Genomic DNA, 25,222 nt, shown 5'->3' on the forward strand with positions numbered 1-25,222 from the left:
TCCCGTCCGGTCCGGATCGGACGCCGTCGCTCACCCGTCACCGCCGTGGTCCGGGCCGCCCGACGGCACCAGGCGGGCCGGTACGTCGTCCGGAACCGCTTCGATCTGGATCGGCAGGGACTGCACCAGGCGGTCCGAGGAGAGCAGCACGATCCGCACCTCGTGCTCGCCCGGCTCGGGAAAAACCAGCTCGGTGCGGTGCCGGACCTGGGCGTCGCTGGCCGGACAGGTGACGGTCAACTCCGGCCGGGACACCTCCACAAACGGCGCGTCGACCAGCACGGTCAGCGGAACCTCCGCCGCCGCCGTACCGGCCGCCGCCGCCGGACGCCACACCGACGGCGGGTCGAGCACCGGGTGCTCGCCGAGCGCGTACGGCCGCTGCCCGGTCGCGACGACCACGGTGAGGTCGCAGCGGCGGCCGACCGGTGCGCGCCAGACCGGCACCGGCTCGGTGCCCGGTACCGCCCCGGTGGCCGGTCCACTCAACTGCACACCGACCGCGCCCCGGAACGCCACCGCCGGCGCCGGTGTCAGCGCCTGCCGGATCTCCTCCCGCAACCGTCCCGGTACCGCCCCAGGATCCCGCGCCGTCGGCACCGCGGCGTACGGGAACGGAAGTTCCGGACGCGGCAGCCCGGCGGGCAGCGCCCAGCCGGCGGTGAGCACCGGCCCCCGACCATCAACCTGGTCCTGTTCCAGGGTGCGCAGGACGTCGCCGAGCGCCGCCCAGTCCTCCTGCTCGGCAAAGGTCGCCACGGCGGTCATCAGCAGGTGCCGGGCCGCCTCGCGGTCACCGGCCCGCAGCCGGATCTCACCGCGTACCCGGTCCAGCCGGGCGGCGAGTGCGGCCAGCACCGCGGTCGGCTCACCCCGGACCCGCAGCAGGTCGAGCCGGCCGGCGGCGACATGGGCGAGCCGGTCCGCCTCCACCCACCAGTCCAACGCCAGTACGGCCCGGGCCAGCAGGCAGTACGCCCGTACCTCGCCGATCGGGTTGCCCATCCGCTGGAAGGTGACCGCGGCCGCGGCGGCCCGCCGGACGGCCCGCACCGCCGCCCAGGTTTCGGTGGTCCCGTCGCCGTCCTCCGCGACCGCCCGGCCGAGCAGCGACCGGGCCATCCGGTACTGCACGGTCGCCTTGCGGCGCTGGTCACTCGCCACGAACTGCAGCGTCTGGCCGAAGTACCTGTCGGCGCTGTTCCAGTCGCCGCGCCGCCGCGCCGCCTCGGCCAGCGCCAGCAGGATCCGGTACCGGGTGGCGTCGGGGATCCTCGGGTCGAGCAGCTCGTCCTTGGCCGCCTCCGGCGTGTCGACGTGGTGCACCTCGCCGAGCAGCACCCGGACCAGCCGCTGCTCGCCCTGCTCGTCGACGGCGACCGCGTGGCGGTGCGCGTCCTCCAGCGTCTTCACCGCCTCCCGGTACCGGGCGGCCTGCACAAACGCCTCGCCGATCTTGCGTCGGACGGTGGCCAGCCGGAGCGTCGCCTTCCGGGCCTCCGGCGAGTTGTCGCCGGGGTCGTCGCGTCGCAGCCGCTCACAGAGGGCCGTCGCCCGGTCGAAGGTCTCCTCGGCCTCCCGGTACCGCTCCACCGCGACCAGGAACGTCCCGGCGGCCAGCAGTACGTCGACCAGGCCGAGCCACTCCTGTTCCCGTTCGGCGGCCTGACTGGCGATCCGGTACGCGTCGAGCGTGTCGGCGGTGGACACGTCGGCCGGTACGCAGCCGTCCAGCCAGGCGCCGATCCGCCAGCAGATCCGGTCCGGGATGTTGGCCGCGCGGACCAGCCGGAGCAGGTTCGGATACTCCAGACGTACCCACTGCTGGGGGCTGTCCGCGATCCGTTTCGGCAGGGTCGAGGTGGCGGACAGCCAGCGGGGCGGGTCGACGGCGGCGAAGTCCACCTCCAGCACGTCCAGGGCTGCGGCGACCACCTCCAGGTACGCCTCGTCCAGCCGGGCGAAGGCCGCCCCGACCTCGGTCCGGGGCAGTCGGGCGGCCTGCTCGGCGGCGAAGAGCCGGACCAGCGGGTGCAGGCCGTACCGGGCGACCCGCGAGGTGTCGTCCATCCCCTGGTCCTGCAGCAGTTGCGCGCTGGCCAGCCGGTCGACGAGCGCGTCCGCCTCGCCGCTCGGCAGCTCCATCATCGGGGTCAGCACCCACGGCACGAAGGTGGCGGACGGGATCAGGGAGAGCAGCGCCAGGGCGGTCTGTTCCTGGGGGAGGAGCCGCTCGTACTCGGTCCGCAGGTGCCGCCGCAGCGGACGGCCCGGCCGGACCAGCCAGCCCAGCCGGGAGCGTTCCTCCCGGAGCAGGCCCGCGACCTGGCAGGCGTCCGCGCGGTCCTCGGCCACCCGTTCGGCGGCGGCCCGGATGGCGAGCGGCAGGCCGGCGCAGTAGTCGACGATCTCCGCGACGCACTCCGGGCGGACCCCGTCCGGTACCCCGGAGACCGCGGCGAACATCTCCAGCGCGTCGTCGGCGTCCAACGGCGGCAGGTGGTACGACGGTGTCGGCAGGTGGTCCGGCCAGCGCAGGTCGCGCCGGCTGGTGATCAGTACGGCGGTGGTCGGGGAGTTCGGCATGACCAGCCGCACCTGTTCGGCGCTGCGCGCCGCGTCCAGGATGAACAGCATCCGTTTCCGGGCGGTGAGGGAGCGGAAGACCACGGCCCGGGCCTCCGTCTGCGCCGGCATCTCACCGACCTGCCAGCCGAGGGCGAGCAGCAACTCCTGGAGGATCTCGTGCGGTGGCCGGTGGGCGCTGCCGGTGCCGAGACTGACGTACACCTGGCCGTCCGGGTACTGGGCGGCCAGTTCCCGGGCCAGCGCGTCGACGAGCGCACTCTTGCCGACCCCGGGCATGCCGTGCACCCGCAGCACCACCGGGCCGGTCGCCGGTTGGGCCTGGGGCCGCTGCCGGCGGCGCCACCAGGACCGGCGGGGCGGCTCCGGCCGGGCCGCCCGCTGCAGGTCGTGCTGCGTACGCAGGTCGGCGAGTTCCCGGTCCCGTCCCCGGAACAGGTCGTCGCGGGCGGGCAGGGTGGGCACCGCCTCGACCCGCCAGCGACCGATCGGGGCCCGGAAGTACCGGGTCAGGTTGGGCAACCAGCCGAGCCAGCCGTCCACCGGGCGGGGGCCGCCGTCGACGGTGGTACCCGGCCGGCCGGACCGCGACCCGGTCGGCTGCCGTGGTCCCGAGCCGATCGGCTGCCGCGACCCCGGACCGACGGGACGCCGCGCCCCCGGGTACGGCACCATCCGGGTGGCGGGCCCCGGCGCCGCGCGCGGCTCCCGGGGCGCGGTGGGCTTGTTGGCCTCCAGAGCCTCCGGAGGTTCGAGCAGCAGTACGGTGACCGCGCCGATCAGGCTCAACGCGCCGAGGGCGACGTACTGCCAACTGGTCGGGAGGTTCTCGTAGAGCGTGCTCAGGGTGAGCGAGAGACTGGTGAAGATCGCTCCGACCCAGAGCCGGAGCCAGCGCGCCCGGCGGCGCAGCCGTTGCAGCCGCCGGCGCAGTGGTACCGGCTCGGCCGGCCGTCCGCTGTCCCTTGCCGTCATCTGGTGGCGACGGTCGTCGCGCCGGCTCGACGGATACGGCCCGGGTGGGGGCCCGGCGGCCCGCCGGCCGGTTCGACCGGCTCGGTCGGCTCGTCGCGCAGGTCCGACTCCACCTCCCAGAGCAGTCGGCCCGCCAGCCACTGACCGTACGCGTCCCCGACCCTGGTGTACGTCTGTCTGGCCGCCCGGAGCAGCGCGGTCGCCTCCTGAACCCGGTCGGCGAGGTGGTACGCCTGGGCCAGGGCGGTCGCCGCGTCCGTCATGATCCACCGATCGCCACACCGCCGGAACGTGCCGTGGCTCTCCTCCAGCAGCGGAACCGCCCGTTCGAGGTTTTCCTCCGCCAGGTACGCCCGGCCGAGTTCCAGCCGGGCGTGGCCGGCGCCGTAGCGGTGCTCCACCTTGGTGAACCCGGACAGGGCGGTGACCGCGAACTCCCGGCTCTGGTCGTACTTCTCCTCCTGGAGCAGGAGCCGGGCATGCTGCAACCGGATCCAGCAGCAGCGCAACTCCTGGTGGGCGGCGGGGTCGGCGGTCAGCTTCTCCGCCTCGGTGAACAGCTCCCGGGCCCGGTCCGGATCCCCGCACATCTGCTCCACGACGCCGTGCGCCAGCAGGATGCCGGGACGTTCGCGGCGGGCGGCGCCACTTCCCGAAGCGGTCATCGACTCGGCGATCTTCGCGAACCGTCGCCCCCGCGCCGGGTCGCCGCGCAGCGCCTGCAGCACGATCTGCTCCCGCAGCACCCGGATGTGTTCTCCCTCGTCTCCGGTGCGGCCGACGGCGTCCAGCGCCTCGTCGAGTTCCGTCTCGGCCTCCGGGATCTGCCGCTGGCCCAGCCGCAGACTGCCGGAGAGCCGCAACGCGCGCGCCCGGACCAGTGGTGAGTCGCCACTGAGGTTCCGGGCCTCCCGGGCGTACGCCGCGGCGGCGTCGATCCAGCCGAACTCGGCGACAACCTCGCCGAGTGCGACCAGGGCGAGACTCTCCCTGACCCTGGCCGGGGCCGTGACACCGGTCAAGCTGGTCGTCGCGCCGGCCCCGGCCGGTGCGGTGGTACCGCCGGCGGCCGGTGTGCCGCCGGGGGTGCCAGCCCCCGCTGTCGCCCGGCCGACGAGCGCGTCGGCGCGCCGTACGTCGTCGTCGCGGCTCCAGGCCAGCAGTTCCCGCGCGCTCTCCAGAGCCTGGTTGATCCGTCCCTCGTCCAGCTGCTGGTAGACCGTCTGGCGCAGTTGCCGCTCCACGTCCCGGGCGGCCCGACGGTCCCGTTCGTTGCGCAGTTCGCCCCGGATCCGCTGCTGAAGGTCGACGGGAAGCGGGGGCGGTTCGGCGCGCAGCCGGCCGGTCGCGTAGGCCTGGGCGTACCAGGGCAGGGTGTACGTCGAAACGCCCGAGTCGTCCTCCACCTGGCGCTCGGCGAACCGGGCCAGCGCCAGCCGGTCGAGCAGCCGGGCGGCGAGGCCCGGTGAACTCGCCTCCTCGGGATGCTGGCCGCGCAGCAGGGCGGCGAGCAGCCACGGCTGTACCTGGTGGGTGTCGGCCAGGCCGAGCAGCAGCAGGGCGTTCTGCTCGGTCCGGGTGAGCAGGGCGTACGCCAGGTCGAGGATGCCGGAGAACGGGACGCCGGTGCCGCCGGGCGAGGCGGCGGCGGCCTCGTCCATCCGGCGTACCGCGACCTCCAGCGTCCAGTTGCGACGGCTGGCGAGTACGGCGCCGGCGATGGAGAGCGCGACCGGATAACCGCCGGACGCGACGACGATCCGCGCCGCCTGCGGTGAATCCTCCTCCGAGATCCGCTCGACGCCGATCAGCTCGCGCAGCAGACGGGTCGCGTCCGGCGGTGTGAGCGGTGCGACCGGCACGCTGCGCAGATGCGGGAACGGCTCCCGCAGCGGGGTCAGTTCGTCCGTCGCGGTGACGACGGCCAGACAGTCCGGGCCGGCGGGCAGCAGGGGCTGGATCTGTTCCACCGTCTCCACGTTGTCGAGGATGACCAGGACCCGACGTCGCTGCGTACGCTCGCGGTACCAGCGCTGCAGATCGGCCGGGTCGGGCATGCGCTCCTTCGGCCCCTTCAACGCCCAGACGAAAACCCCGAGCCGCTCCTCCGGGGTGGTCACGTCGGCCCGGTCGAACCGGAACAGCAGTTGCCCGTCCGGATAGTCCTCCGCGACCTGGTGGGCGAGGTTGATGGCGAGCGCGGTCTTGCCGACGCCCCGGTCGCCGTACAGCACGATCAGCCGGGGCCCGGTCCCTTCCTCGGCCGGTGTCGACAGGTGTGCCCGCAACTCCGCGAGGGTGTCGTCGCGGCCGACGAGCAGGCCCGGAGGCGGAAGTTCGGCGGGGATCACCGGCTGGTCCCGGGGCGTGTCGGCGGTCCGTTCCAGCCCACCGGGTACGGCGGCCACCGGCGGGGCGTCCCGTCGACGCCGGACGATCGCCAACAGGACGGCCATCATCAGGGCACCGATGCTGACGGCCGCGATGCTGATGATCGCCGGAGGCCAGAAGCGGAACAGGGTCACCAACGTTACGAAGATCAGGATTGGCGCGACGTACAGAAGTAATCGGTACCCTGCTCGCATCGAGACTCCCCCTCCGGTCGTTCCATGATGGCGACTTGCGGCAAGCCGAGCCAGTGATTGGGGCCCTTCGCCTTCCGAATGGGGCACGACGTGGTTCGATGCTCCGCCATTCTCTGCCCGGCAATCAGCCGTCCGGTTGACCGACCCCGTCCCGACTGTCGGGTCGGCGACTCGCCAGCCGCTGAGTCGGGTCGGCCGGGGCGCGATGCCGGCGGGGCGGCTGCTTTCCTGGCGGAGCTTGCCGACCACGTGCGGGCGGCGGTCGCCGAGGTGGAGGCCGCCCGACGACGCTGAGGTCGCCGGGCGGCACGTCACGTGGTATCCCTCGGCGAGGTACGTGGCGACCGCCTCGACCGGCCGATCAGGCCGTCAGCCGCCCACCCGCTCGACCAGAGGACGCCGGATCAGGAACTTGCCCGGCTCACGTACCTGCTCGAACGCCGCGTTGTTGAGTAGGACGCAGCTTCCGGACGGGCTTGTCACCGTGACCGTGACGGTCTTGTTGTTGTCCAGGTTCGTGACCCTGAGCCGGGTGCCGATCGGGAACGTTCCACTGGACGCGGCCGGCTCGGCATCCTCGTTGAACAGGGTGACCGTGGAGCCCTTGCAGACGACCTCGCCAGCCCCGGACGAGCCGCCGTTCGAGCCGCTGCCGCCGTTCGCGTTGCCGTCGTCCGAGTCGGCCGGCGTCCCGGGCGGTGCCTTCGGTGGCTGGGGGCCTGGGTCGGACGCTGGTGGGACGGCCGGTGCCGCAGGTGCGTCCGCCCGTACGTCGGCGGTGCAGCCGGCGACGGCCCGGCGTTGCTGGATGAGGTCCACCACGGCCCGCCGGTTGGCGATCCGTTCCTCGGCGAGTACGTCCGGGTTGGCCTGCTGTTCGGCGATGAAGTTCAGGTTGTTCCGGAGCGCGGTGTCCAGGCCGCTGCAGTTCTCGCCCGCGTTGCCGAGCCCGGTTCCGGCCGCCAACGCGCCGCCGAGCAGGGCTGTCGCGGCCACGCCGAGGAAGATCCTCCGCGCCCGGCTGGTCGTCCTGCCTCGCCTGTACATAAACACCGCTCCCTCGGTCGTCCGCTGCCCGTCGCAGCCGCCGATGGATACGTGGGTGAACTCGGGGCGGATTTGTGTAGATCCCTAAATGTTCCTTAACTGCCGTCTGTTCGAACCCCCGCCGCCCAGTTCCTGGATGTTCCGACCTGCGGCGCGGTGGCCACCTAACGGGGGTGGAACGCCGCGCTCATCGATCAGGCCTGCTACGTTGCCGAACGTGAATGCTGCCAATGGGACGCCGACGCGGACGATCACAGGAGTGGTGCTGCTGCTGACAGCGGCAATTGGTGGGTGTTCGTTCACGCCGATCGAACCGGTGGACCCCATCAGCACTCCCACGTCGAGGCCGCCTGTCGAGTTCAAGTCGTTCGACCCGCCGACCCGCTTCGATGCCGCGGCCGTCACGCCGCTGGAGGTCTCCACGGACGCGGCCGAGGTGCTGCTACACGGCACCACGGCGGTCGTTCCGATCCACGGCAGCAAACCGACGGCGTCCTCCGGAGAGGAGATCCGCCTGGTCGACCTCCGTACCAACACGGTTCGGGAGGTGATCAAGCCGACCCACCCGCTGCCGAAGATCGGTACGGTGATCGCGTCGCCGGCACTGACGTCCGTCGGAGGCCGGCCAACCGTGCTCGCGCCGTTCGTCGGTGAGTCACCAGGACAGGGCACGACGCCGGGCCGCCCGCTGATCGAGGTCGTGGCGATCGACCCGGAGAGTGGACAGGCTGACTGGCGCGCCGAGATACCGATCGAGGGGTGGCCCGAGAACGGCGGTTCCAGCGGCGTCGAGGTTTCGATCGTGGGTGTGGCCGACGGGGTGGGGATCGTTCGCATCGCGGACTCGTCACCGTCGGCCCGAGGCGGCGACACGTACGCGTTGGATCTGGACAGCCGCAAGGTGCTGTGGAGCATGCGTGGGTTCGCGGGGCGGGCCGTGGCGGCGGGAGTGGTCGCGGGCCGGCAACCCGGCGCCGGGCGGACGCCAAAGGTCCAGGTCCGCGGGCTCGACGCGCGAACCGGTCGGCAGCGATGGGCGTCGCCGCGTGACGCGTTCTCGGTCGACGTATTCGCGGCGGGCCCGTCCAAGGCGGTGGTCCGGGGACGCGCCGACCAGGACGGGAAGCGCTACGTCGAGGTTGTGGAAATCGCGACGGGACGGGTGGTGACCGTCACCGAGGACAAGCCCGATGCGCGAGCCCCCAGCCCGTTGGACTGTGTGTACGACGAGCAGGCCATCGCGGTCTGTTCCGGCGGCGACTGGGTGGGCGCGCTTGACGCGCAGACTGGCTCCTGGCTGTGGTCGATCACGACGGGCGGCGGGCGTCTCGTTCCCATCGTGACCGGAACCTGGCACGGCGTCGTCTACGGAAGGACCGACAACGGACCCGTCGTCCTCGACGGCAGGACCGGTACCGACCGGGAGACCCAGCCGGGAGTCGCGCCGTCCGTGGTGAACGACTCCGTGGCGATCGGCCCGTGGCCGGGAGGCGCTCTGGGCTCGAGCAGCTACCCGGTGATCGGGTGACAGGCGTTCGGTAGAGCGGGTCCGGCCCCGCTCACCGGCTGCCCACCGCAGGCCGGGGTGGCGCTGCGACGAGGTGGCCGGGTCAGTGCCGCAGCTGCTGGACGATCGTGGGATCGGTGATCTGGGTGTCCTTTGCCAGCATGAGTGCCTTGCTGAGGATGACGGCGAGCACCCGGTCGCCCTCGAAGGGTAGGAAGATCTCCCCGGTCGAGGCGCCGGCCGACTGCTTCGGCACGATGCAGAGGTACTGGTCGTTCGGGCTCATCAGGATGTTGCTCGAACCTAGATGGATCTTGTAGGTGCGGAGCTCGCCTCGGACGACGAGGAATCGGCCCTCGACCGTGGCCCGGTCGGCGATGGCCAGCCGGGGGACGAGGCGTTCGAGTATCCCCTTGCGGGTCTGCGCGGTGCCGCTGAGTTCGCCGAAGCTGTACGACGCCCAGTACTCGCGGAACCGCCCCCCGGGACCGCCGTCCTGCCAGGTCGGATCGTTGCCGACGCTGGCGACGCCGACGAACAGGTCGATGTCCCGGAGGACCTCACTCAGGACCAGCGGCGGGATCTCGGCCAGCGGCAGCGGGTCGGTCGGCTGGGCGTCCTGGTGCACCCACTGCTCGTAGCCGCCGCCACCGGCGTGCGCGTAGTTGTCGGGTGCCGTGATCGGATAGAACCGGACCTGGTCGGTGGCGATCCGTAGGTACGCCCCCGACTCGGTGGCGTCGGCCTCCCAGTCGTCGCCGACACCCTCGATCCAGAACTCCGCCCGCAGCCCCCACTGCGCCAGCACCCGGGTGGCCGGCTCGTACTCGTCGTCGACCATCAGCCGCAGCTTGTTGCGCCAGCCCCGGACCGCCGCCAGCGCGTGGAACTGGTGCTGACGCAGAATGTGCGCCGCGTACCGGTTGGAATAGGTCCCGGTGTTCTCCTCGGCGGCGGTCAGCAGATAGACCTCGCGGTGCGCCTGCTTGAACGGCTGCGTCACGCGTCTGGCTTCCAGCCACGCACGCCAGGCAAGCACCTCGTCCACCGGACGGTCGATCGGGTGCCACAGCCGTACGGTCCCGCCGGTGACGATCTCCTTGTCCTCGCTGGTACGCAGAACGCCGTCCCCGTACGCGCACGGCACGTCGTCGACCAGCCAGATCAACCGGCGGGCCAATGTGCCGACCAGGGGGTGGTCGAGGTAGCGGGTGCGCCAGGCCTCGAACGGCCAGACCCGTCGGGCGAGGAACTGGCGGTCGAGACGTTCCGCCTGGGACGACAGCATCTTCTCGATGTCCTTGACGGCGGCTCTGAACTCGGCGAGCTGCTCGGCGAATCCGGACCGCACCGAGGCGGGAACCGACTTGACGATCTTCCCGGCGCCGTTGCGCCAGGTAACCGTAACCGTGCCCGAGGTGACGTCCAGGGTTGCCGAGGCCTCGCCGAAGTGGTCGACACGCCGGCCGACCTCGGTCAGCCCGTACGCCGGGACGGCCAGTTCCTCGATCTCGTCCCGGGTCAGGTGCAGCGCCGCCGCGCGGGCGTCGAGGGCCGCGTTCAGCTCCTTCAGGGTGCCCTTGAAGGTGACCCGGGCGGCGAGCCGGGCGATCTGGGCGAGCGCCTCCTCGGCCGGGATGCGCGACAGCGCGTACACGCCGGCGTTCGCGACCTTCGGGTTGCGCGGGCCGAGCCCGGCGATCTTGCGCAGCGACGTCCCGACAAGCGCCCCGAGCACCCGCGGGGTCTCGGGGTGGTCGGGCAGGAACGAGGTGAGCCAGACGAGTCCCCGCAGCGTCGTCGCGTTGTACTGGTCGTACGCCTCGTTGACGTCGTGTTCCCACTGGGTGCGGTTGAGGGTGACGGTGCGCGGACGCCCGACCAGGGCGAGCCAGGTCCGCAGCCGGTCGCCGGGATCGGTCAGCTCGTCGAGTAGTTTCCGGCCGGTCGTCTCCCACTTCCGCGACGGCTTGGCGCTCGTCGCGGTCGCCGCGTGCCGGAACAGCTCGTGCCATCGGCCGGCCTCGGCAGGGTCGAGCGACGCGGCGTCGGCCAGGGCACGGTCGGCCCACGCCTCGCCGGGGTTGAGCACCGGTACGTCGAGCTTGTCCAGCAACGGGGCGAGCGCATCCGCCGAGCCCCAGTAGCCGTGCGCGACGGTGCGGCGCATCATGGCGACAACCTCCAACGGCACCGGCCGGCCGGCGCCGAGCAGGAGTTCGACCATCCGCCGCAGCTCGTCGCCACCGAAATAGGTGGTGTGCCGGGCGGCGAAGGCGAGCGCCACCGCGGCCGAGTCCGGTGTCCTGATCTTGCTGTACGGCTGGACCAGGATCTGCAGCAGATCGTTGGTGACCCGGCGCTGCTCGGCGTCGGTGACCCGGCACGAGCGTTCGAGGATCGCCATCAGCAGTTCGGGCTTGCGCTCGGGCGCGACGAGCCGGAGGGCCTCGGTCACGTCCCGGCTCTCGTGGCGCCACTGTCCGGTATAGACGGACGTGTACGCCAGCACCTCGTCGGCGAGGGCCTCGACGTCGCCGACACGGGCGAGCGCCGCCATCCGCTCGGCGCGCTCGCGCTCAGGAGAGAGCGTAGGCATCATCGACCAACCAGCGGCACGAGCGTACGGACAGTGACCGGCGTGACCTCCGGAAGGACGCGGCGACGGACTGTCCCGCACCGCGGCGGCCGCTGCCCGAAGCTTTCCGCTGCCACGCCGCCGCACCGGGCCCACAGGTCGTCTCATCGACAAAGCTCGCCATCACCATGACGCCGCAGTCTAGGGCGGCCCCCCGACAGCGCATCGGCACCGAAGAACGCAGGGCAGTGCAACCACCTGGATCGGTCGGCGCGCTCCTCGGCGAGGTACCGCACCAGGACCCGTCCAGCGCCGCGGTGGCGAGGCGGTCGGCCTCGGCCCCGGTCAACGACTGGTGCCGGGTCGACAGCCGAAAGACGAGCGGGCCGGACAGTACGTCGGTCGCGGTCTCCGCGTCCACGCCCGGCCGGGCCTCGCCCCGTTCGACCGCCCCGCAGCCACAGGAGGGCGATCGCCGGTTCCGCCCGATCAGGCCGCGCCGGCGAGGGTGTCGAACTCGGCGTCGGTGAGGTCGATACCGGCCGCACCGACGTTCTCCTCCAGGTGGGCGACGGTGGACGTACCGGGAATCGGCAGCATCACCGGCGACCGTCGCAGCAGCCAGGCGAGCGCGAGCTGGGCGGCGGTGGCGTGGTGGGCGGCGGCGATCCGCTCCAGCGGTCCCCCCTCGCGGGCGAGTGGCCCACTGCCCAGCGGACCCCACGGGATGAAGGCGATGCCGTGCTGTTCGCTGTGGTCCAGCAGCGTGTCGTCGTCGCGTTCGGTCACGTTGTACCGGTTCTGCACCGACACGATCGGGGTGATCGTCGCAGCGGCCTGCACCTCGGCGACCGACACCTGGCTCAGACCGACGTGCCGGATCTTGCCCTCGTCCTGGAGGGCGCGCAGCTCGCCGAGCTGGTCCTCCAGCGGCACCTTCGGGTCGATCCGGTGGAGTTGGAGCAGGTCGATCCGGTCCAGCCCGAGGTGCCGCAGGTTGAGCTCGACCTGCTGGCGCAGGTACTCCGGCCGGCCCACCGGGGTCCAGACCCCGGGCCCCTGCCGGGTGAACCCGACCTTGGTGGCGATGACCAGCTCGGACGGGTACGGGTGCAGCGCCTTGTGGATCAACAGGTCGGCGGTGAACGGCCCGTACGCGTCGGCGGTGTCGATGAAGTTGACGCCGAGTTCCACGGCCCGGCGCAGGACCCGTACCGCCTCGTCTGAATCACGTGGGTCGCCCCAGATCCCCTCGCCGGTGAGGCGCATGGCACCGAATCCGAGCCGGGTCACCGGCAGGTCCCCGCCGAGCTGGAATGTGCCGCTGGGGGTTGCGGATACGTCTGCCATATCGTCTCCTGCGCAGGTGAACCGAACGATCAGTTCACACTATCGCCGGGACCAGCCATCCGGCCCGCGTTGGCCGACAGGCTAACGCGACCTCGGACTGGGCGAGGAGGTCAGGCATGACCGAGCGGGCACCTACCCGGGTGGCGTTGTACACGTCCGCCCGGCGCAGGAGTCGGCGGGTGGCCGAGTTTCGCTGGCAGCCGGGCCAGGCGGTGTCGCTGGATATCCACGACCCGGAGTGGGGAACACTGGCGCGGGACTTCTACGACAACGGCGTTCCGGTCGGCTCGGGACGGGTACCGCCGCAGGCCGGCCCGGATTTCATGCGTGCCCTGCTGCAGCGCTTCCGGATGAGCTACTACAGGTTCGTGGACGAGAGCGACTGAGCTCGCAGGACCCGTCGGCGCGACCGCGCTGCCCCCGCCGGCGGTTGCCCTGGCTGGTTGACGGCCGCGCCCGCTTCTGGCGCCCGACGCCGCCTGGCCAGGGGGACGTGCCGGCGTTCGCACCGCCTGGTGGGCGGCGGTACTCAGGCGGCTGAGCCGCCGTGCTGGTCGAGTTCGTCGTGGAGGCCGTGCGGAGAGAACGAGGAGGTGGTACCCGTGACCGTATCGACATGGGTGCTCCCCTCTGGGGTCACGGTCGGGCGGTAGGTCGTCCGGGAGCGCCGTTCACGAGCACTCCCGAAAGGCACGACCATGCGATTCACCACCGAACAGCGCCTCGACGACGGCGTCCTCGAGCGTGGATTCACCCTCGGCGAGATTCCCGGCATCCTGTGGACGCCCGGCCTCGCATCCACACCGGCTCCGCTGATCCTGCTCGGCCACCCCGGCGGACTGCACAGGATGTACCCCCGACTGGTGGCCCGGGCCCGGCACTCCGCGGCGGAGGGCTTCGCCGTGGCCACAATCGAACTTCCCGGCAGCGGCGAACGGCCCCGTTCCGCCGTCGCCGAGCAGGCCCGCGCCGACCTGCACCGGGCGCTGGAGGCCGGCGATCCGGTTGACGACAGTGGGACGACGAGGGAAACGACCGGCAGATGGCTCTGGACCTGTTCGACGCCTTCGGCTCCAAGGAGAAGACGTTGCACGCGAACATGGGCGGGCACACCGGGGTCCCGCTGTTCGAGGGGGACGCCGGGAACCGGTTCTTCGCCCGGCACCTGAGGTGAGCCCGGGCGGCCAGGCCGGCAACAGACGGTAGATGCGGTCGGCCAGGAGGTCGCTCGCTCGTCCAGGGCAGGTTCCGGCCATCCTCGGCAAGGAGGGCCAGCGGATACACAGCCGCCCCGACCGTACCGGCCGGTCGGGGCGCGCTCGGCCACCAGCGCCTCCACCAGTCGCGCCCACGCTGTGCGGGGCTCGGCACCCACCTTTCCCGATCGCCGTTCTCCGGCGGCTGTTCATCTCTTCTGACGTCCAGAGCGGGTCCTCACGTGTTGAGGACACGCCCAACATCCGGAGGAGTTGTCCCAGAAGGCGACGTTTGCTACGTGAGTATCAGCTGTCCGAGTTCCTGGGTGCATCGGGTGAGCGCGACGTAGAGGCGGTTCCAGCCGCGCGGTTCGGCGGCGATGCCCTGGGGGTCGATGAGAAGCGTCGCGTCCCATTCCAGTCCCTTGGCCTGGGTCGCGGTGAGCACCGACACATCGTCCAGTACGGCTTGGAGTTCGGCGATGCGGCCGGCGGGGGCGATGACGCCGACGGTGCCACCCTGCCACCGTTGCTGCAGCTGTCGCACGGTTCGGGCGACGGTGTCGGCAAGCTCGACGGGCGTGACCGTGAGCTCCCAGGGGGCGATGGTGGAGGAGCGTACCGCCCGTGGCGGCGTGTTGTGGCTGCCAGCCGTTTTCAGGACGGGTCCGGTGAGGTCCATGACCTCACGCGGGGTCCGGTAGCAGATGGTGAGTTCCGCGGCGGTCCAGCGGTCTCCGAAAGCGGCCTGCACCGCCTGTGCCCAACTGGCGTGCCGGTGTGCCGCCTCCGCCTGGTCGATGTCGCCGACGGCCGTGATGGAGCGACTGGGACAGCGCCGTAGGACCATGTGCCACTGCATCTCGGACAACTCTTGCGCTTCGTCGATGACGACGTGGCCGTACACCCAGCCGCGTTGCCGGCGAGCGTGGTCGGCGACGAACTCGCCCTGTGGTTGCGGGGCGTCGACCTCGCCCAGTAGGTCGGCGAGGGCGTCGAGCAGCGGTATGTCGCTCGATGCCCACAGCGCGGGTTCGGCCGAGACGGCGGTGATCTCCTGCGGGGACAGCCGCGGGGCGAACCGGCCCAGCAGGGCGCGGTCGGTCAGGAGGTCACGCAGTACGGTTTCGGCGTCGAGGGTGGGCCACCATGCCTCGACGAACCGGGCGATGGTGGCGTTCCCGGCGATACGGTGACGAAGGTCTTCCACCTCCTCCTCGGAGAGCAGTCCGTCGACGTCGATGCCGATGGGTGCCCTGTCAGGGTGGTGGTCTTGCCGCATGCTCCGGTCGACGCGGGCGAGGATGTCCTCGAAGCCCTCCTCCATCTCGTTCATCAGCGCCTCACGCTGCTCGACGACGGCCTCGGCAAGGAGGTGGTGCAGCTGCTCGGCGAACGCCGCGCGGGCGCGGTGGTACGGGCGTCCCTGCACCGCCGAGGCGAGAGCCTGTGCCACTGATGCGGCCGTGATGACGTAGAACTCGCCCTCCCAGCGCAGCTTCAGCGCGCGGGGCCGGGGGAGCAGCGACGTGACATAGTTTTCGAGCGCGGGTTGCCAGAGTGCACGGCCCTTGATTTCGGCGAGAACCCGGCTCTCGTCGCGGCCCACGCGGATCCCGGGCAGCAGGGTGTCGCAGGTCGCCGAGACGACGGCGGTCTCGCCGAGGGCGGGCAGCACCTGGGCGATGTACCGGAGGAACCGCGGCGAGGGGCCGAGGACCAGGACCGCCTGCTCGGCCATCTTCGGGTGGGCGAACAGCAGGTAGGCGACGCGGTGCAGGGCAACCACCGTCTTGCCGGTGCCGGGGCCGCCCTGAACGATCAGCGGGCCGGTCGCCTCGGCCCGGATGATGTCGTCCTGCTCGCGCTGCAGCGTGGAGATCGCCGTCGACATGTGGCCGGTGCGCCGCTGGTCGAGGGCGGCCAGCAAAGCGCCTTCACCGACCAGGTCCGTCGTCATGGTCCCGTCCAGTGGTTCGTCGTCCATGCCGACGACAGCCGATCCTGTCGTGCGTATGTGACGCCGCCGTGCCTGGCCTTGTGGGTCGACAGCCGTCGCGGTGTAGAACGGCCGGGCTGCGGGAGCGCGCCAGTCCACCAGCAGTGGCTCACTGTCCTCGCCCTCGTTGCGGAGACCGACACGGCCTATGTGTCGCACGGTGCCATCAAGGCCGTCGAGGCGGCCGAAGACCAGCCCCTCCCGTGCGCGCCGTAGCTCTTCGTACTGCTGGCGGAGCATGCGCTGCCGGGCCCGTTCCAACGCGTTCAGGGCGTCTGACGAAAGCTCGGCCTGAAGGTGGTCGGCAAGCCGGTCGCGCCGAGCCGTGGCCAGGTCGAGAAAGCCCTGTTCCTCGGCGACCGCGGATCGGTGTGCGACGTCCTCCGTGGTACGGGTTGGCGGTTCGCCGTTTCGTGTTACTTGGTCGATGCCGGCAGTGCCGTTGTTCAGAGCAGAATCCCGGCGCATCCGCAATTCCTTGTATTGGTGCTTTCCCCCGGCCCGGATGAGCCGCAGGTATTCGGTGGCAAGCATAGAGTTGGTTTCTCCCCGTCGGCCAGGAACTTCGCCTGCCGAGATGGGAGTCTCAATGCCTTGCAGATTTGGGTCGCTTGTGGCCTCACTAAACCTGGATTCGCCTATTGACGGTCGGCCCTCATCTGATCTGAATGCTGACGGTGGCACTGCTCGGCGGCGGACTCGATCACCGTCCTGGAGTGGCTGTCCCAGGCGTGCGCTGCCGCGAGACCCGTCACCCTGCTGCGCCGGCCGCCCCGGGGCGTACTGCCGGCTTCCTGGCCGCCCGCCGACGGGACCTGACCGGCGACTGGTCGTCGGCCGGGTCGGAGGACCGGGCCGAGGTGCTGGCCGCGTTGAAGCCCTTGGTGTCGGCGAGGTCCACCCACGCACCATGCGGCCCCGCGTCCAGACCTTGCTTGATAGAGGAACACGGGCAGCATGTCCGGCTGATCGTGCTCGCGGGCCGCTGCCACACCGGCCAGTTGATAGACGACGTGCGTAGCGACGCCCAGTTGTGACGTGACGATGAGGGACGGCCGGGCAAGACGTCGCTGTCGGCTCGGCCGGCTTCAGCTCATGGCGCGAGAAGTTGTCGGCTCCGCCTGAAAAGCTGGATCTGGCACACATTCTCGTCCCAGGTGCCGCAGCACGAAGGTGACATGGCCGCACAGCTGTCGCTGAGCACCGACAACCTGGCGGGCGTGCTTGCCGCGGTCGGTATTTCCCAGGCGAACCTCGTCCGGCTCAACGTCTACACCACCGACGTCGACGGGCTGCTCCCGCACTACGGCCTGCTCGTGTCGGTCGACCCCGGCACGAGCAGCAGGGAGAGGGGCGCACATGCGGACATCGCAAACCCGACCTCGAACAAGTTCTACACCAGGATCAGGGCGAGGGTGCCCACCGTGGCCATGAGTAGGCACGTACCGGGGTGCATGCCGATCGACACCCGAAGGTCCTGCTTGCGCCAGACGAGCCAGACCGCCGGGAACAAGAAGATGATCTTCGACAGTACGCTCCACGGCGACCAGAAGTGGTACACGGAGAACAGGACAGTGTTGAGCACGGGCGCCCCCCAGCGCAGGTGGGCAATGCGAGGCAGCAGAAACCCGCGGAAGTAGTACTCCTCGATCAGCGGCAGGGTGAACCCGGTCAGCGGAAGGCAGATCAGCATCGTGGTGACCAGCATCGGCCGGGGGTACCCGTCGATGTAGGTGGTGGCGCTGCCGCCCGCGCCCTCGAAGGGGATCCAGGTGAAGAAGTTGTCGAAGATGAGACTGTCCAGCGGGGTGAGCGACAGGGACACCACCGTCATCCAAACGATCAGCCCGGCGATGAGGGCAATGATCTTCCCGCGGGAGATCGGCCTGTCCAGGTAGGCCAGGACTCCGCGCAGTGATAGGCGGCCGGTGCGCTTTCGGCCCAGCCACAACAGGCCGAACTGTATCGGCACGAGCACGACGACCAAGGCGATCGCCCATGCCAGGAAGATCGGGTAGCCGATCGCCTTGACGAACGGTTCGGCCAGGAGCGCGTAAGCGCCGACGATCAGTGCTCCGGGCGCGAGGTGCAACGCGACGGACAGCGGAAGCGAGTGACGGTCGGCGACCAGGAGTTCGACGAAGCGGTTCGGTCGGACACGTTCCGGCGCGGCGGTGAGGGTCGACATGCTCTGCATGGCCAGAGAATTGCCGCGCCTCCTGTCACCGCCCTGTCCTGCCGCTGACACGGCGACGCGACGATCCTGCCAGGTCACCCGGCGCAGGTGAAGGGCCACGGACGGTCCGTGGCAGGATCTGCCAGGTGCAGATCAGGATGTTGGGACCGTTCGAGGTACGCGTGAACGGTGACGTCCCGGTCAATGTGACGGGTGCGCGGTTGCGTGGATTGTTGGTCGCGCTCGCGCTCAGCCCGGGTCGCGTGGTTTCCAAGGCGGCGCTCGTCGACTGGGTCTGGGGTGAGCAGCCACCCTCTGACGCGGCGAACGCCCTGCAACGTCTGGTTTCCCGGCTGCGGAAGGTGCTGCCGGAGGGGTTGATCGAGGGGCAGCCGGACGGCTACCGGTTGACCGTTGAGCCGGACGCCGTCGACGCCGTACGGTTCGAACGCCTCCTCAACCGGGCCCACGACGGCGAGGATCCGCAGTCGGTTGGACGGCTGCGTGAGGCGCTCGCCCTGTGGCGCGGTGCGGCCATGCAGGACGTCGGGTTGACCGACAGCGCGGCGTTCGATGCGGCGGTCACCCGGCTCGACCGGCTACGCCTGGCCGCCTTGGAGGACCGGTTCGACCTGGAGGTCAGCCTCGGCCACGGCGCGGAGGTGGTTACCGAGCTGACCGACCTGGTGGCCGCGAACCCGGTGCGGGAACGCCTGGTCGCCGCGCTGATGCGTGCCCTCGCCGGGACGGGTCGTGACACCGAGGCGCTGCTGGTCTACGAGCGCGCGAGAGAGGCATTGGCGGACGCCTTGGGCGTCGATCCCGCACCGGAGCTCTCGACACTGCACGTCGCCGTGCTCCGGGGTGAGGTGGTTCGGCGCGAGGAACGGAAGACCAATCTGCGGGCCGAGCTGACCAGCTTCATCGGCCAGGACGAAGCTGTCGCGGCGGTCGGCGCACTCGCCGGCGAACACCGGCTCACCACCCTGATCGGGCCGGGCGGATCGGGGAAGACCAGGCTAGCCACGGAAACCGCGCGCCGGCTGCTGGACGACCTACCGGACGGCGCCTGGCTGGTGGACCTCGCCGCCGTCGGCGCCGACGGTGACGTGGCCCAGGCGACCCTCGCGGCGCTCGGCCTCCGGGACGCCTTGCTCGGCGAGGCACCGAACACGGAACTGACCGACCGGCTCGTCACGGCGATCCGGAGCCGGGCGATGTTGCTGATCCTGGACAACTGCGAGCACATGATCGAGTCGGCGGCGACGTTCGCCCACCGGCTGCTCGGGGAGTGCCGGCGGTTGCGGATCCTGGCGACAAGCAGGGAACCGCTCGGCATCATCGGCGAGGCGCTGTGGCCGGTCGCGCCGCTGGCCCTGCCGGCCCGGGAGGCCAGCCCCACCGAAATCGAGTCCTCTCCCGCCGTGCGGTTGCTGCGCGAGCGGGCGAACGCGGTGCGCAGAGATCTCGCGGTCGACGCCCACACGTCGTCGACGTTGGCGCGCGTCTGCCGTGCGCTGGACGGGATGCCGCTGGCGATCGAACTGGCCGCGGCCAGGTTGCGCACCATGTCCGTCGACCAGCTCGCCAGCCGGCTCGACGACCGGTTCCGGCTGCTGACCGGCGGCAGCCGTACCGCGTTGCCCCGGCACCGAACGCTGCGCGCGATGGTCGACTGGAGCTGGGAACTGCTGACCGACGCCGAACGGACGGTCCTGCGCAGGCTGTCGGTGTTCGCCGGCGGGGCGAGCCTGGAAGCCGCGGAACGGGTCTGCGCGGACGACACGATCCAGCAGGAGGAGGTGCTCGAAATACTCACGGCATTGACCGAGAGGTCACTGCTGATCGCGGACGGTGACAGCGCGTTGCGCTACCGCCTGCTCGCCACGATCAAGGAGTACGCCGGGCACCGGCTTGCCGAGGCGGGGGAATCGGACCTGGCGCGTCACGCGCATCTGGCCTACTTCACCGACCTCGCCGAGACTGCCGAGCCGCAGCTTCGCCGAGCCGACCAGTTGGCTTGGCTCGCCAGGCTCGACGCCGAGCACGACAACATCGCCGCCGCGATGCGCGGTGCGCTCGCGGCGGGTGAGGCGCATGCGGCGATGCGGCTGGCCGCCGGCGCCGGCTGGTACTGGTGGCTCGGCGGTTACCGGACCGAGGGCATGGAGCTGATGACGGCGGCCATCGAAACGCCCGGCGAGGTGCCCGACGGCATCCGGGCCACGGTGTACGCGCTCGTGGTGCTGTTCGTGAACTCCGGGCTGGGCGACGAACACCACGCCGCCGAGTGGATCCACAAGGCATACCGGTTCAGCCGGCACGGTCGACGCGGCCACCCGTGCCTGTCGCTCGTCGTTCCGCTGGAACGAATGTTGCGGGCGCCGGACGCGATCCTGGCGGCATGGGAACCGCTGCTGGACGACGAGGACCCCTGGGTACGCGCGTTGGCCCGGCTTCAGTTGGGCAAGATGCGGATCATGCTCGGCCAGGACGGGCCGGATGTGGTCGGGTATCTCGAGCAGGCACTCGCCGAGTTTCGGGCCCTCGGTGAACGGTTCGGCATCTCGTTCGCCCTGACCGAGCTGGCGGAGCTACTCGCCGTGCGCGGCGATATCGCCACCGCGTGCGCGTACTACGAACAGGCAATCGCGGTCGTCACCGAGGTCGGCACCGCCGAGGAGATCATCCGGGTCCGATCCCGACAGGCTCGGCTCTACTGGTTGCTGGGCGACGAGGCTTCCAGCGCGGCGGCAATAGCCGAGTCACAACGGCTCGCCCAACGGGTCACGTGGCCGGGCGCGCTCGCCGAACTGGCGCTGTCGAAAGCGGAGCTGGCGCGCTGGGGCGGCCACGCCGAGGAGGCGTACGAGCAGCTCGGAGTCATGACGGCGCTGCTTGGCGACGAGGCGCAGCAGGCGGGTGTCCGGGCAGGAACCCACGACCTGCTGGGCTACCTGGCCACCGACGTCGGCGAGGCCCGTACGCATCGCGCGGCGGCGTGTGAGGCGGCGCTCGAGGTTGGCTACGCATCGACGATCGCACAGGTGCTCGTCGGGGTCGCGGATCTGGCGCTGCGTCGCGACCAGCCCGAGCAGGCCGCGCGGCTGCTCGGGGCAAGTGCCGCCGTGCGTGGTCAGCCGGATCGTTCCCACCCCGACGCGGCCCGGATCGAGCGGACGGTGCGAAGCCTCCTCGGCGAAGCGACGTTCGCCGAGGAGGCTCGAAAGGGCTCTGAGACGGATTGGAGCCAATTGGCCGCGGTCACGCTCGCTTCGTGAACGTGGACCGCGCCCACAGGTATCCGACGAGGGCGATGCCGACACACCAGGCGATGGCGGTGATCGCCGTGCCGGTGGACGGTGCGCCGTTGAGGAGGCCGCGCAGGGTTTCGATGATCGGGGTGAAGGGCTGGTACTCCGCGAACTGCCGGAGTCCGACTCCCATCTTCTCTGCGGGGACGATCGCGCTGCTGAAGAACGGCAGCATGATCAGCGGTACGGCGGCCAGGCCCGCCGTTTCCGGAGATTTCGCCGACAGCCCGAGGGCGACGGTGAGCCAGCTCGCCGCGAAGCTGAGCAGCAGAATGACGCCGATCGCGCCGAGCCAGTCGAGGAGACCCGCCGACGGGTTGAAGCCGAGCAGGAAGGCCACCCCGAGGAGGGCCGCGATGGCGACCATGTTGGTCAGCACAGTGGCGACGACATGGCCGGTCAGCACGGCATCACGAGAGACGTGCATGACCTTGAACCGGTTGATGATGCCCTTCGTCATGTCGGAGTTCACTGCGGTCGCGGTCGTCCCCAGCCCATAGCAGACGGCCAGCAGCATGAGCCCCGGTGTCGCGTAGTCGATGTAGTCGACACCGACGCTGAACGCGTCTCCGAACATGTAGACGAACATCAGCATGAGCACGATCGGCATCAGGACCGCGTTGAACACCGACGTCGGATTCCGGGCGATGTGCAGGAAGTTGCGACGCAACATGACGATCGAGTGGGATTTGCTGCTCACTGCGCGGCCACCTCCGTGGTACGGCCCGTCAGGGCAAGGAAGACGTCATCGAGGTCGGGGGTCTGTACGGAGAGCTCTTCGGCGCTGATCGCGTACTCGTCGAGCCGGTCCAGCAGAGCCCGCAGCGACTTCGTCCCGCCGTCGCCGGGAACCCGCAAGGCCAGTGCCTCGTCGTCCCGCGTGGAGTCGCTGAGGACGCGCGCGGCAGCGTCGAGTTCGGCGACGGTGGCGAACCGGAGCCGGACGTGCGTCCCGGGGATCTGGCGCTTGAGGTCGTCGGGGGTGCCCTGGGCGACCAGCCGGCCCTGATCGAGTACCGCGATCCGGTCGGCGAGCTGATCGGCTTCCTCGAGGTACTGGGTGGTGAGGAAGATGGTCACACCATCCGCCACCAGGTCACGGATGATCGACCACATCGTGCGGCGGCTGCGCGGGTCCAGCCCCGTCGTCGGCTCGTCGAGGAAGATGATCCGCGGGTCGCCGACGAGCGTCATCGCCAGATCCAGCTTCCGGCGCATGCCTCCCGAGTAGGTCGACGCCGGCTTGTCCGCCGACTCGGTCAGTTCGAACCGCCCCAGCAGTTGACCGATGACCTGTTTGCCGTCCTTCGTGCGCAGACCGCTGAGGTCCACCATCAGCTGCAGGTTCTCCCGCCCGGTCAGCAACTCGTCCACCGCCGCGAACTGACCGGTGACCCCGATCGCCGACCGCACCGCCTTCGCCTCGGTCGCGACGTCGTGCCCGGCGACGCGCACCGAGCCACCGTCGGCCCGCACCAACGTGGTCAACACGTTCACCGTCGTCGTCTTGCCCGCCCCGTTCGGACCCAGCAGGGAGAAGATGGTGCCCGCGCGGACGTCCAGGTCGATGCCGTCGAGCACGACCTTGTCCTTGTACGCCTTCCGCAGCCCGGAGGCCGCGATCGCTGAACTTGTCATGCGACCACCATGGGCAGCTGGCCTGTCACCCCCCTGACACTGCCCTGACACGGCCACCGACACGGCGTTCCACCGGCACGCGGCCAACCACCGGTGACGTACCCGAATTCGTATGCTGCTGGTCCTGGGCTGGGCGAACAGGGGTACGGGCGACGTGGGTGACCGCGGGTCAGTTCCTGCGGCCCAGGGAATCCCAGGTCGCGAGGCTGCGCCCCCTCGCGCCCTCGTGGCTCAGGGGATAGGGCACCGGTCCCGGTCCCAGCCCCGGTCTGGGCAGGGCAGGGCAGCGTACCCGGACCCGGTGGGTGCGCGGATCGGGCGTGGGTCAGGACGGATCGGCCAGGCCGGCCTGGTAACCGGCGACCGCGTCGTCAGGGTGGAGTACCGGTCCGATCGCCATGAGGATCGGTTCGGTGGCACTTCGCCAATAGTCGGGCGAAGCTCGGCAACTGGGTTTCGGCGAACCGGCAACTGGACGTGACGAACGTCGTCAACCCGATCGACCAGCAGTCGGTGGCGCTACTTCAGGACCCGGGGGCGGTGTTCCGGTTCGACGCGTCCGACCTCATGCCGTCGGAGGTTGGCGCGGGAACGTTCTGGAGCGGCATGACGGCGTGGATCAACGGACAGGACACCGGAACGACCCTGGCCGACATCGAGGCATCATGGCCGACCAGTTGATGGACCGTCAACCCGCCCGGCGGCTTGGCGGCGGATCGAGGCTGGTCTCCGTTGCCGGAAACCAGCCCGTTCCGCGTTCTGGTGAGGGACTGTAAAAACAACGGCCCTGTCTCACTTTCGGTGGTGACGGAGGGTGCTGTTATCCGAGGAGGATGCGGTGGCGGAGCAGGGTGAAGCCTGCTCGTCCGTGCATTTGACGTGCGATTCGTTTGGTCTTGGTGTTGACGCCTTCGGTGGGGCCGTTGCTGTAGGGGAGCGTGAGCGCGGCGTTCACGGCGTTGCGGTCGCGTTCCAGACCGCGGGTGAAGGCGTGCAGGTGAGGTAGATCGCCCGCGCGGACCTGCAGGATCCAGTGCGAAAGCCGGTCGGTGTTTCCGGGCTGAGGCGTCAGGAGCTCGGCGAAGCGTCCGACAGCGGCGGCGAGTTGGGTCATCTCTGGGCAGGCTGCGGTGAGCCGTGCGAGTAGATCTTGGTGCTCGGGTCTGAGGTTGTCGGGTCTGGTGAGGATCATCCGGGCGAGGCGGCGTGGGGAGATGTGGCTGCGGTCGGCGTCCGCGCGGCCTTGGTTGATGTACTTGTGCAGGAGGTTGAGGCAGCCGGTGAAGCCGAGGGTCTTGATCTCTTCGAAGAGGTGCTTGACGCCGACGCCGGGGTCCTCGGCTCGACGTTTGCGTAGGTGTTCGCGATAGGGGTCGACGAGGCTGGCACGGTATTTGGGGACGCGGAGCATCCGCTCGGGCCGGTCGGCTCGCGCGTAGCGCTTGACGGTGTTCAGGGCCAACTGCAGGCGGCGGGCGCACTCCAGCAGGCCCACGCCTTGGTCGAGCAGGTCATGGACCTGGTGCCAGCGTTGCTGGGTCGTCTGCGCGCGGGGGCCGTCGTAGATGGGTGCGTCCAGGACAGGGGCCCAACAGGTGCTGTGCGCCTGCACCTCGCTGAGGGCGGCTTCACAGAGGTTGTGCCATAGGTGCCACCGGTCTGCGACCTGCACCGCGTCGGGCAGGGCACGGCGAATGGCCTCGGCGTAGGTCGTCGAGCCGTCGCGGCATACGACCTCGACGCCCCGATGTGCGCGCAACCACGCTTCGAGGGTGTCGGCAGTGCGGTCGGGTAGCACGTCGGTCCGCTCATGGGTCTCGGCGTCGATCACCACGGTGGCGTAGCGGTGCCGCCGGCGCAGAGCGAAATCGTCTACGCCGATCACCCGAGGCGTCCGCTCATTGGGCAGCGGAATGCGGGGGGTGGAGTACGGGTCCGATCGCCATGAGGATCGGTTCGTTGGCGCGCCAGTCCACGCCGAGTTCGACCTTGGAAGCCCGCACACCGTCGGTGACGGCCAGCCGGGCGAAGGTGTCGTACTGGCGCTCGGTTTCGACGGTCAGGCCGTCGTCTCGGTAGGCGTTCACGACGGCGGCGATCGCGGCGGTGAACTCTTGGCGGCGGTCCCAGGCGGTGAACAGGTCAACGTCCTCGCTGGGTCGTTCGACAAGTCCGGCGGCCTGAACCGCGTAGCCGCCGGCCAGTGCGAAGCCGTATCGGTCGGCCGCCGCGAGCCCGTTACGGGCGAGGCGTTCGTGGAAGGGGTCCACC

General features: G+C 70.5%; 13 protein-coding genes and 4 pseudogenes. 5 read left to right on the top strand and 12 right to left on the bottom strand.

The genetic code is table 11. From position 1 onward, the window contains the following. Positions 1 to 30: 30 nt before the first annotated feature. From ABGB21_RS26310 to ABGB21_RS26320, 3 genes are all read right to left on the bottom strand, one after another. A complete protein-coding gene (locus ABGB21_RS26310; protein WP_347680012.1) occupies positions 31 to 3,561 on the bottom strand; it encodes a tetratricopeptide repeat protein in 3,531 nt (1,176 codons plus the stop codon). Beyond that, positions 3,558 to 6,146 (bottom strand): AAA family ATPase, encoded by a 2,589-nt coding sequence (locus ABGB21_RS26315; RefSeq protein ID WP_347680014.1) that lies wholly within the window; start codon positions 6,144 to 6,146, stop codon positions 3,558 to 3,560. The genes ABGB21_RS26310 and ABGB21_RS26315 overlap by 4 nt, the downstream gene beginning before the upstream one ends. Before the next feature lie 369 nt (positions 6,147 to 6,515). Next, positions 6,516 to 7,142: a hypothetical protein gene (locus ABGB21_RS26320; RefSeq protein WP_347680016.1), complete on the bottom strand. Its 627-nt coding sequence runs from the start codon at positions 7,140 to 7,142 to the stop codon at positions 6,516 to 6,518. 310 nt (positions 7,143 to 7,452) lie between these two features. Here ABGB21_RS26320 and ABGB21_RS26325 point away from each other — a divergent pair, with 310 nt between their 5' ends. Further along, positions 7,453 to 8,721, top strand: coding sequence for a PQQ-binding-like beta-propeller repeat protein (locus tag ABGB21_RS26325; RefSeq protein WP_347680018.1), 1,269 nt, complete (start codon positions 7,453 to 7,455; stop codon positions 8,719 to 8,721). Between the two features lie 82 nt (positions 8,722 to 8,803). Here the strand turns inward: ABGB21_RS26325 and ABGB21_RS26330 are convergent, their stop codons facing one another. Together ABGB21_RS26330 and ABGB21_RS26335 are read right to left on the bottom strand one after the other, a co-directional pair. Beyond that, positions 8,804 to 11,302 carry a DUF4132 domain-containing protein gene (locus ABGB21_RS26330; protein WP_347680020.1) on the bottom strand — a complete coding sequence of 833 codons (2,499 nt, stop codon included), beginning with the start codon at positions 11,300 to 11,302 and terminating at the stop codon, positions 8,804 to 8,806. 465 nt (positions 11,303 to 11,767) lie between these two features. Next, the gene (locus ABGB21_RS26335; protein ID WP_347658046.1) at positions 11,768 to 12,628 is read right to left on the bottom strand and encodes an aldo/keto reductase; all 861 of its coding nucleotides are present in this window, start codon (positions 12,626 to 12,628) and stop codon (positions 11,768 to 11,770) included. Positions 12,629 to 12,744: 116 nt separating this feature from the next. Between ABGB21_RS26335 and ABGB21_RS26340 the strand changes: the two genes are divergently transcribed. Continuing rightward, entirely contained in the window at positions 12,745 to 13,014 is a 270-nt protein-coding gene (locus ABGB21_RS26340; RefSeq protein ID WP_347658045.1) for a hypothetical protein, read from the top strand. A 312-nt stretch (positions 13,015 to 13,326) separates the two neighbouring features. Then, a pseudogene (locus tag ABGB21_RS26345) lies at positions 13,327 to 13,802 on the top strand (hypothetical protein). Positions 13,803 to 14,119: 317 nt separating this feature from the next. Here the strand turns inward: ABGB21_RS26345 and ABGB21_RS26350 are convergent. From ABGB21_RS26350 to ABGB21_RS26360, 3 genes are all read right to left on the bottom strand, one after another. Continuing rightward, a complete protein-coding gene (locus tag ABGB21_RS26350) occupies positions 14,120 to 16,357 on the bottom strand; it encodes a UvrD-helicase domain-containing protein (protein WP_347680022.1) in 2,238 nt (745 codons plus the stop codon). A gap of 217 nt (positions 16,358 to 16,574) precedes the next feature. Then, positions 16,575 to 16,724 carry a hypothetical protein gene (locus ABGB21_RS26355; protein WP_347658043.1) on the bottom strand — a complete coding sequence of 50 codons (150 nt, stop codon included), beginning with the start codon at positions 16,722 to 16,724 and terminating at the stop codon, positions 16,575 to 16,577. Positions 16,725 to 17,216: 492 nt separating this feature from the next. Next, positions 17,217 to 18,119, bottom strand: coding sequence for a CPBP family intramembrane glutamic endopeptidase (locus ABGB21_RS26360; protein WP_347658042.1), 903 nt, complete (start codon positions 18,117 to 18,119; stop codon positions 17,217 to 17,219). 26 nt (positions 18,120 to 18,145) lie between these two features. Between ABGB21_RS26360 and ABGB21_RS26365 the strand changes: the two genes are divergently transcribed. After that, complete coding sequence (locus ABGB21_RS26365) at positions 18,146 to 21,280, top strand: BTAD domain-containing putative transcriptional regulator (RefSeq protein WP_347658041.1); 3,135 nt, start codon at positions 18,146 to 18,148, stop codon at positions 21,278 to 21,280. Here the strand turns inward: ABGB21_RS26365 and ABGB21_RS26370 are convergent. Beyond that, complete coding sequence (locus ABGB21_RS26370) at positions 21,264 to 21,986, bottom strand: ABC transporter permease (protein WP_347658051.1); 723 nt, start codon at positions 21,984 to 21,986, stop codon at positions 21,264 to 21,266. The two genes, ABGB21_RS26365 and ABGB21_RS26370, sit on opposite strands and share 17 nt — an antisense overlap. A gap of 23 nt (positions 21,987 to 22,009) precedes the next feature. Then, the gene (locus tag ABGB21_RS26375; RefSeq protein WP_347658040.1) at positions 22,010 to 22,951 is read right to left on the bottom strand and encodes an ATP-binding cassette domain-containing protein; all 942 of its coding nucleotides are present in this window, start codon (positions 22,949 to 22,951) and stop codon (positions 22,010 to 22,012) included. A gap of 420 nt (positions 22,952 to 23,371) precedes the next feature. On the opposite strand from ABGB21_RS26375, the pseudogene ABGB21_RS26380 reads away from it, so the two are divergent. Beyond that, positions 23,372 to 23,632, top strand: a pseudogene (locus ABGB21_RS26380) (carbohydrate ABC transporter substrate-binding protein); the annotation flags it as partial. 139 nt (positions 23,633 to 23,771) lie between these two features. Here ABGB21_RS26380 and ABGB21_RS26385 read toward each other — a convergent pair. Beyond that, a pseudogene (locus ABGB21_RS26385) lies at positions 23,772 to 24,869 on the bottom strand (ISL3 family transposase); the annotation flags it as partial. Between the two features lies 1 nt (position 24,870). Continuing rightward, positions 24,871 to 25,221, bottom strand: a pseudogene (locus ABGB21_RS26390) (nucleotidyl transferase AbiEii/AbiGii toxin family protein); the annotation flags it as partial. Position 25,222 lies beyond the last annotated feature (1 nt).

Origin of the sequence: Plantactinospora sp. B24E8 (genome assembly GCF_039871735.1) — a bacterium.
Classification (GTDB): Bacteria; Actinomycetota; Actinomycetes; order Mycobacteriales; family Micromonosporaceae; genus Plantactinospora.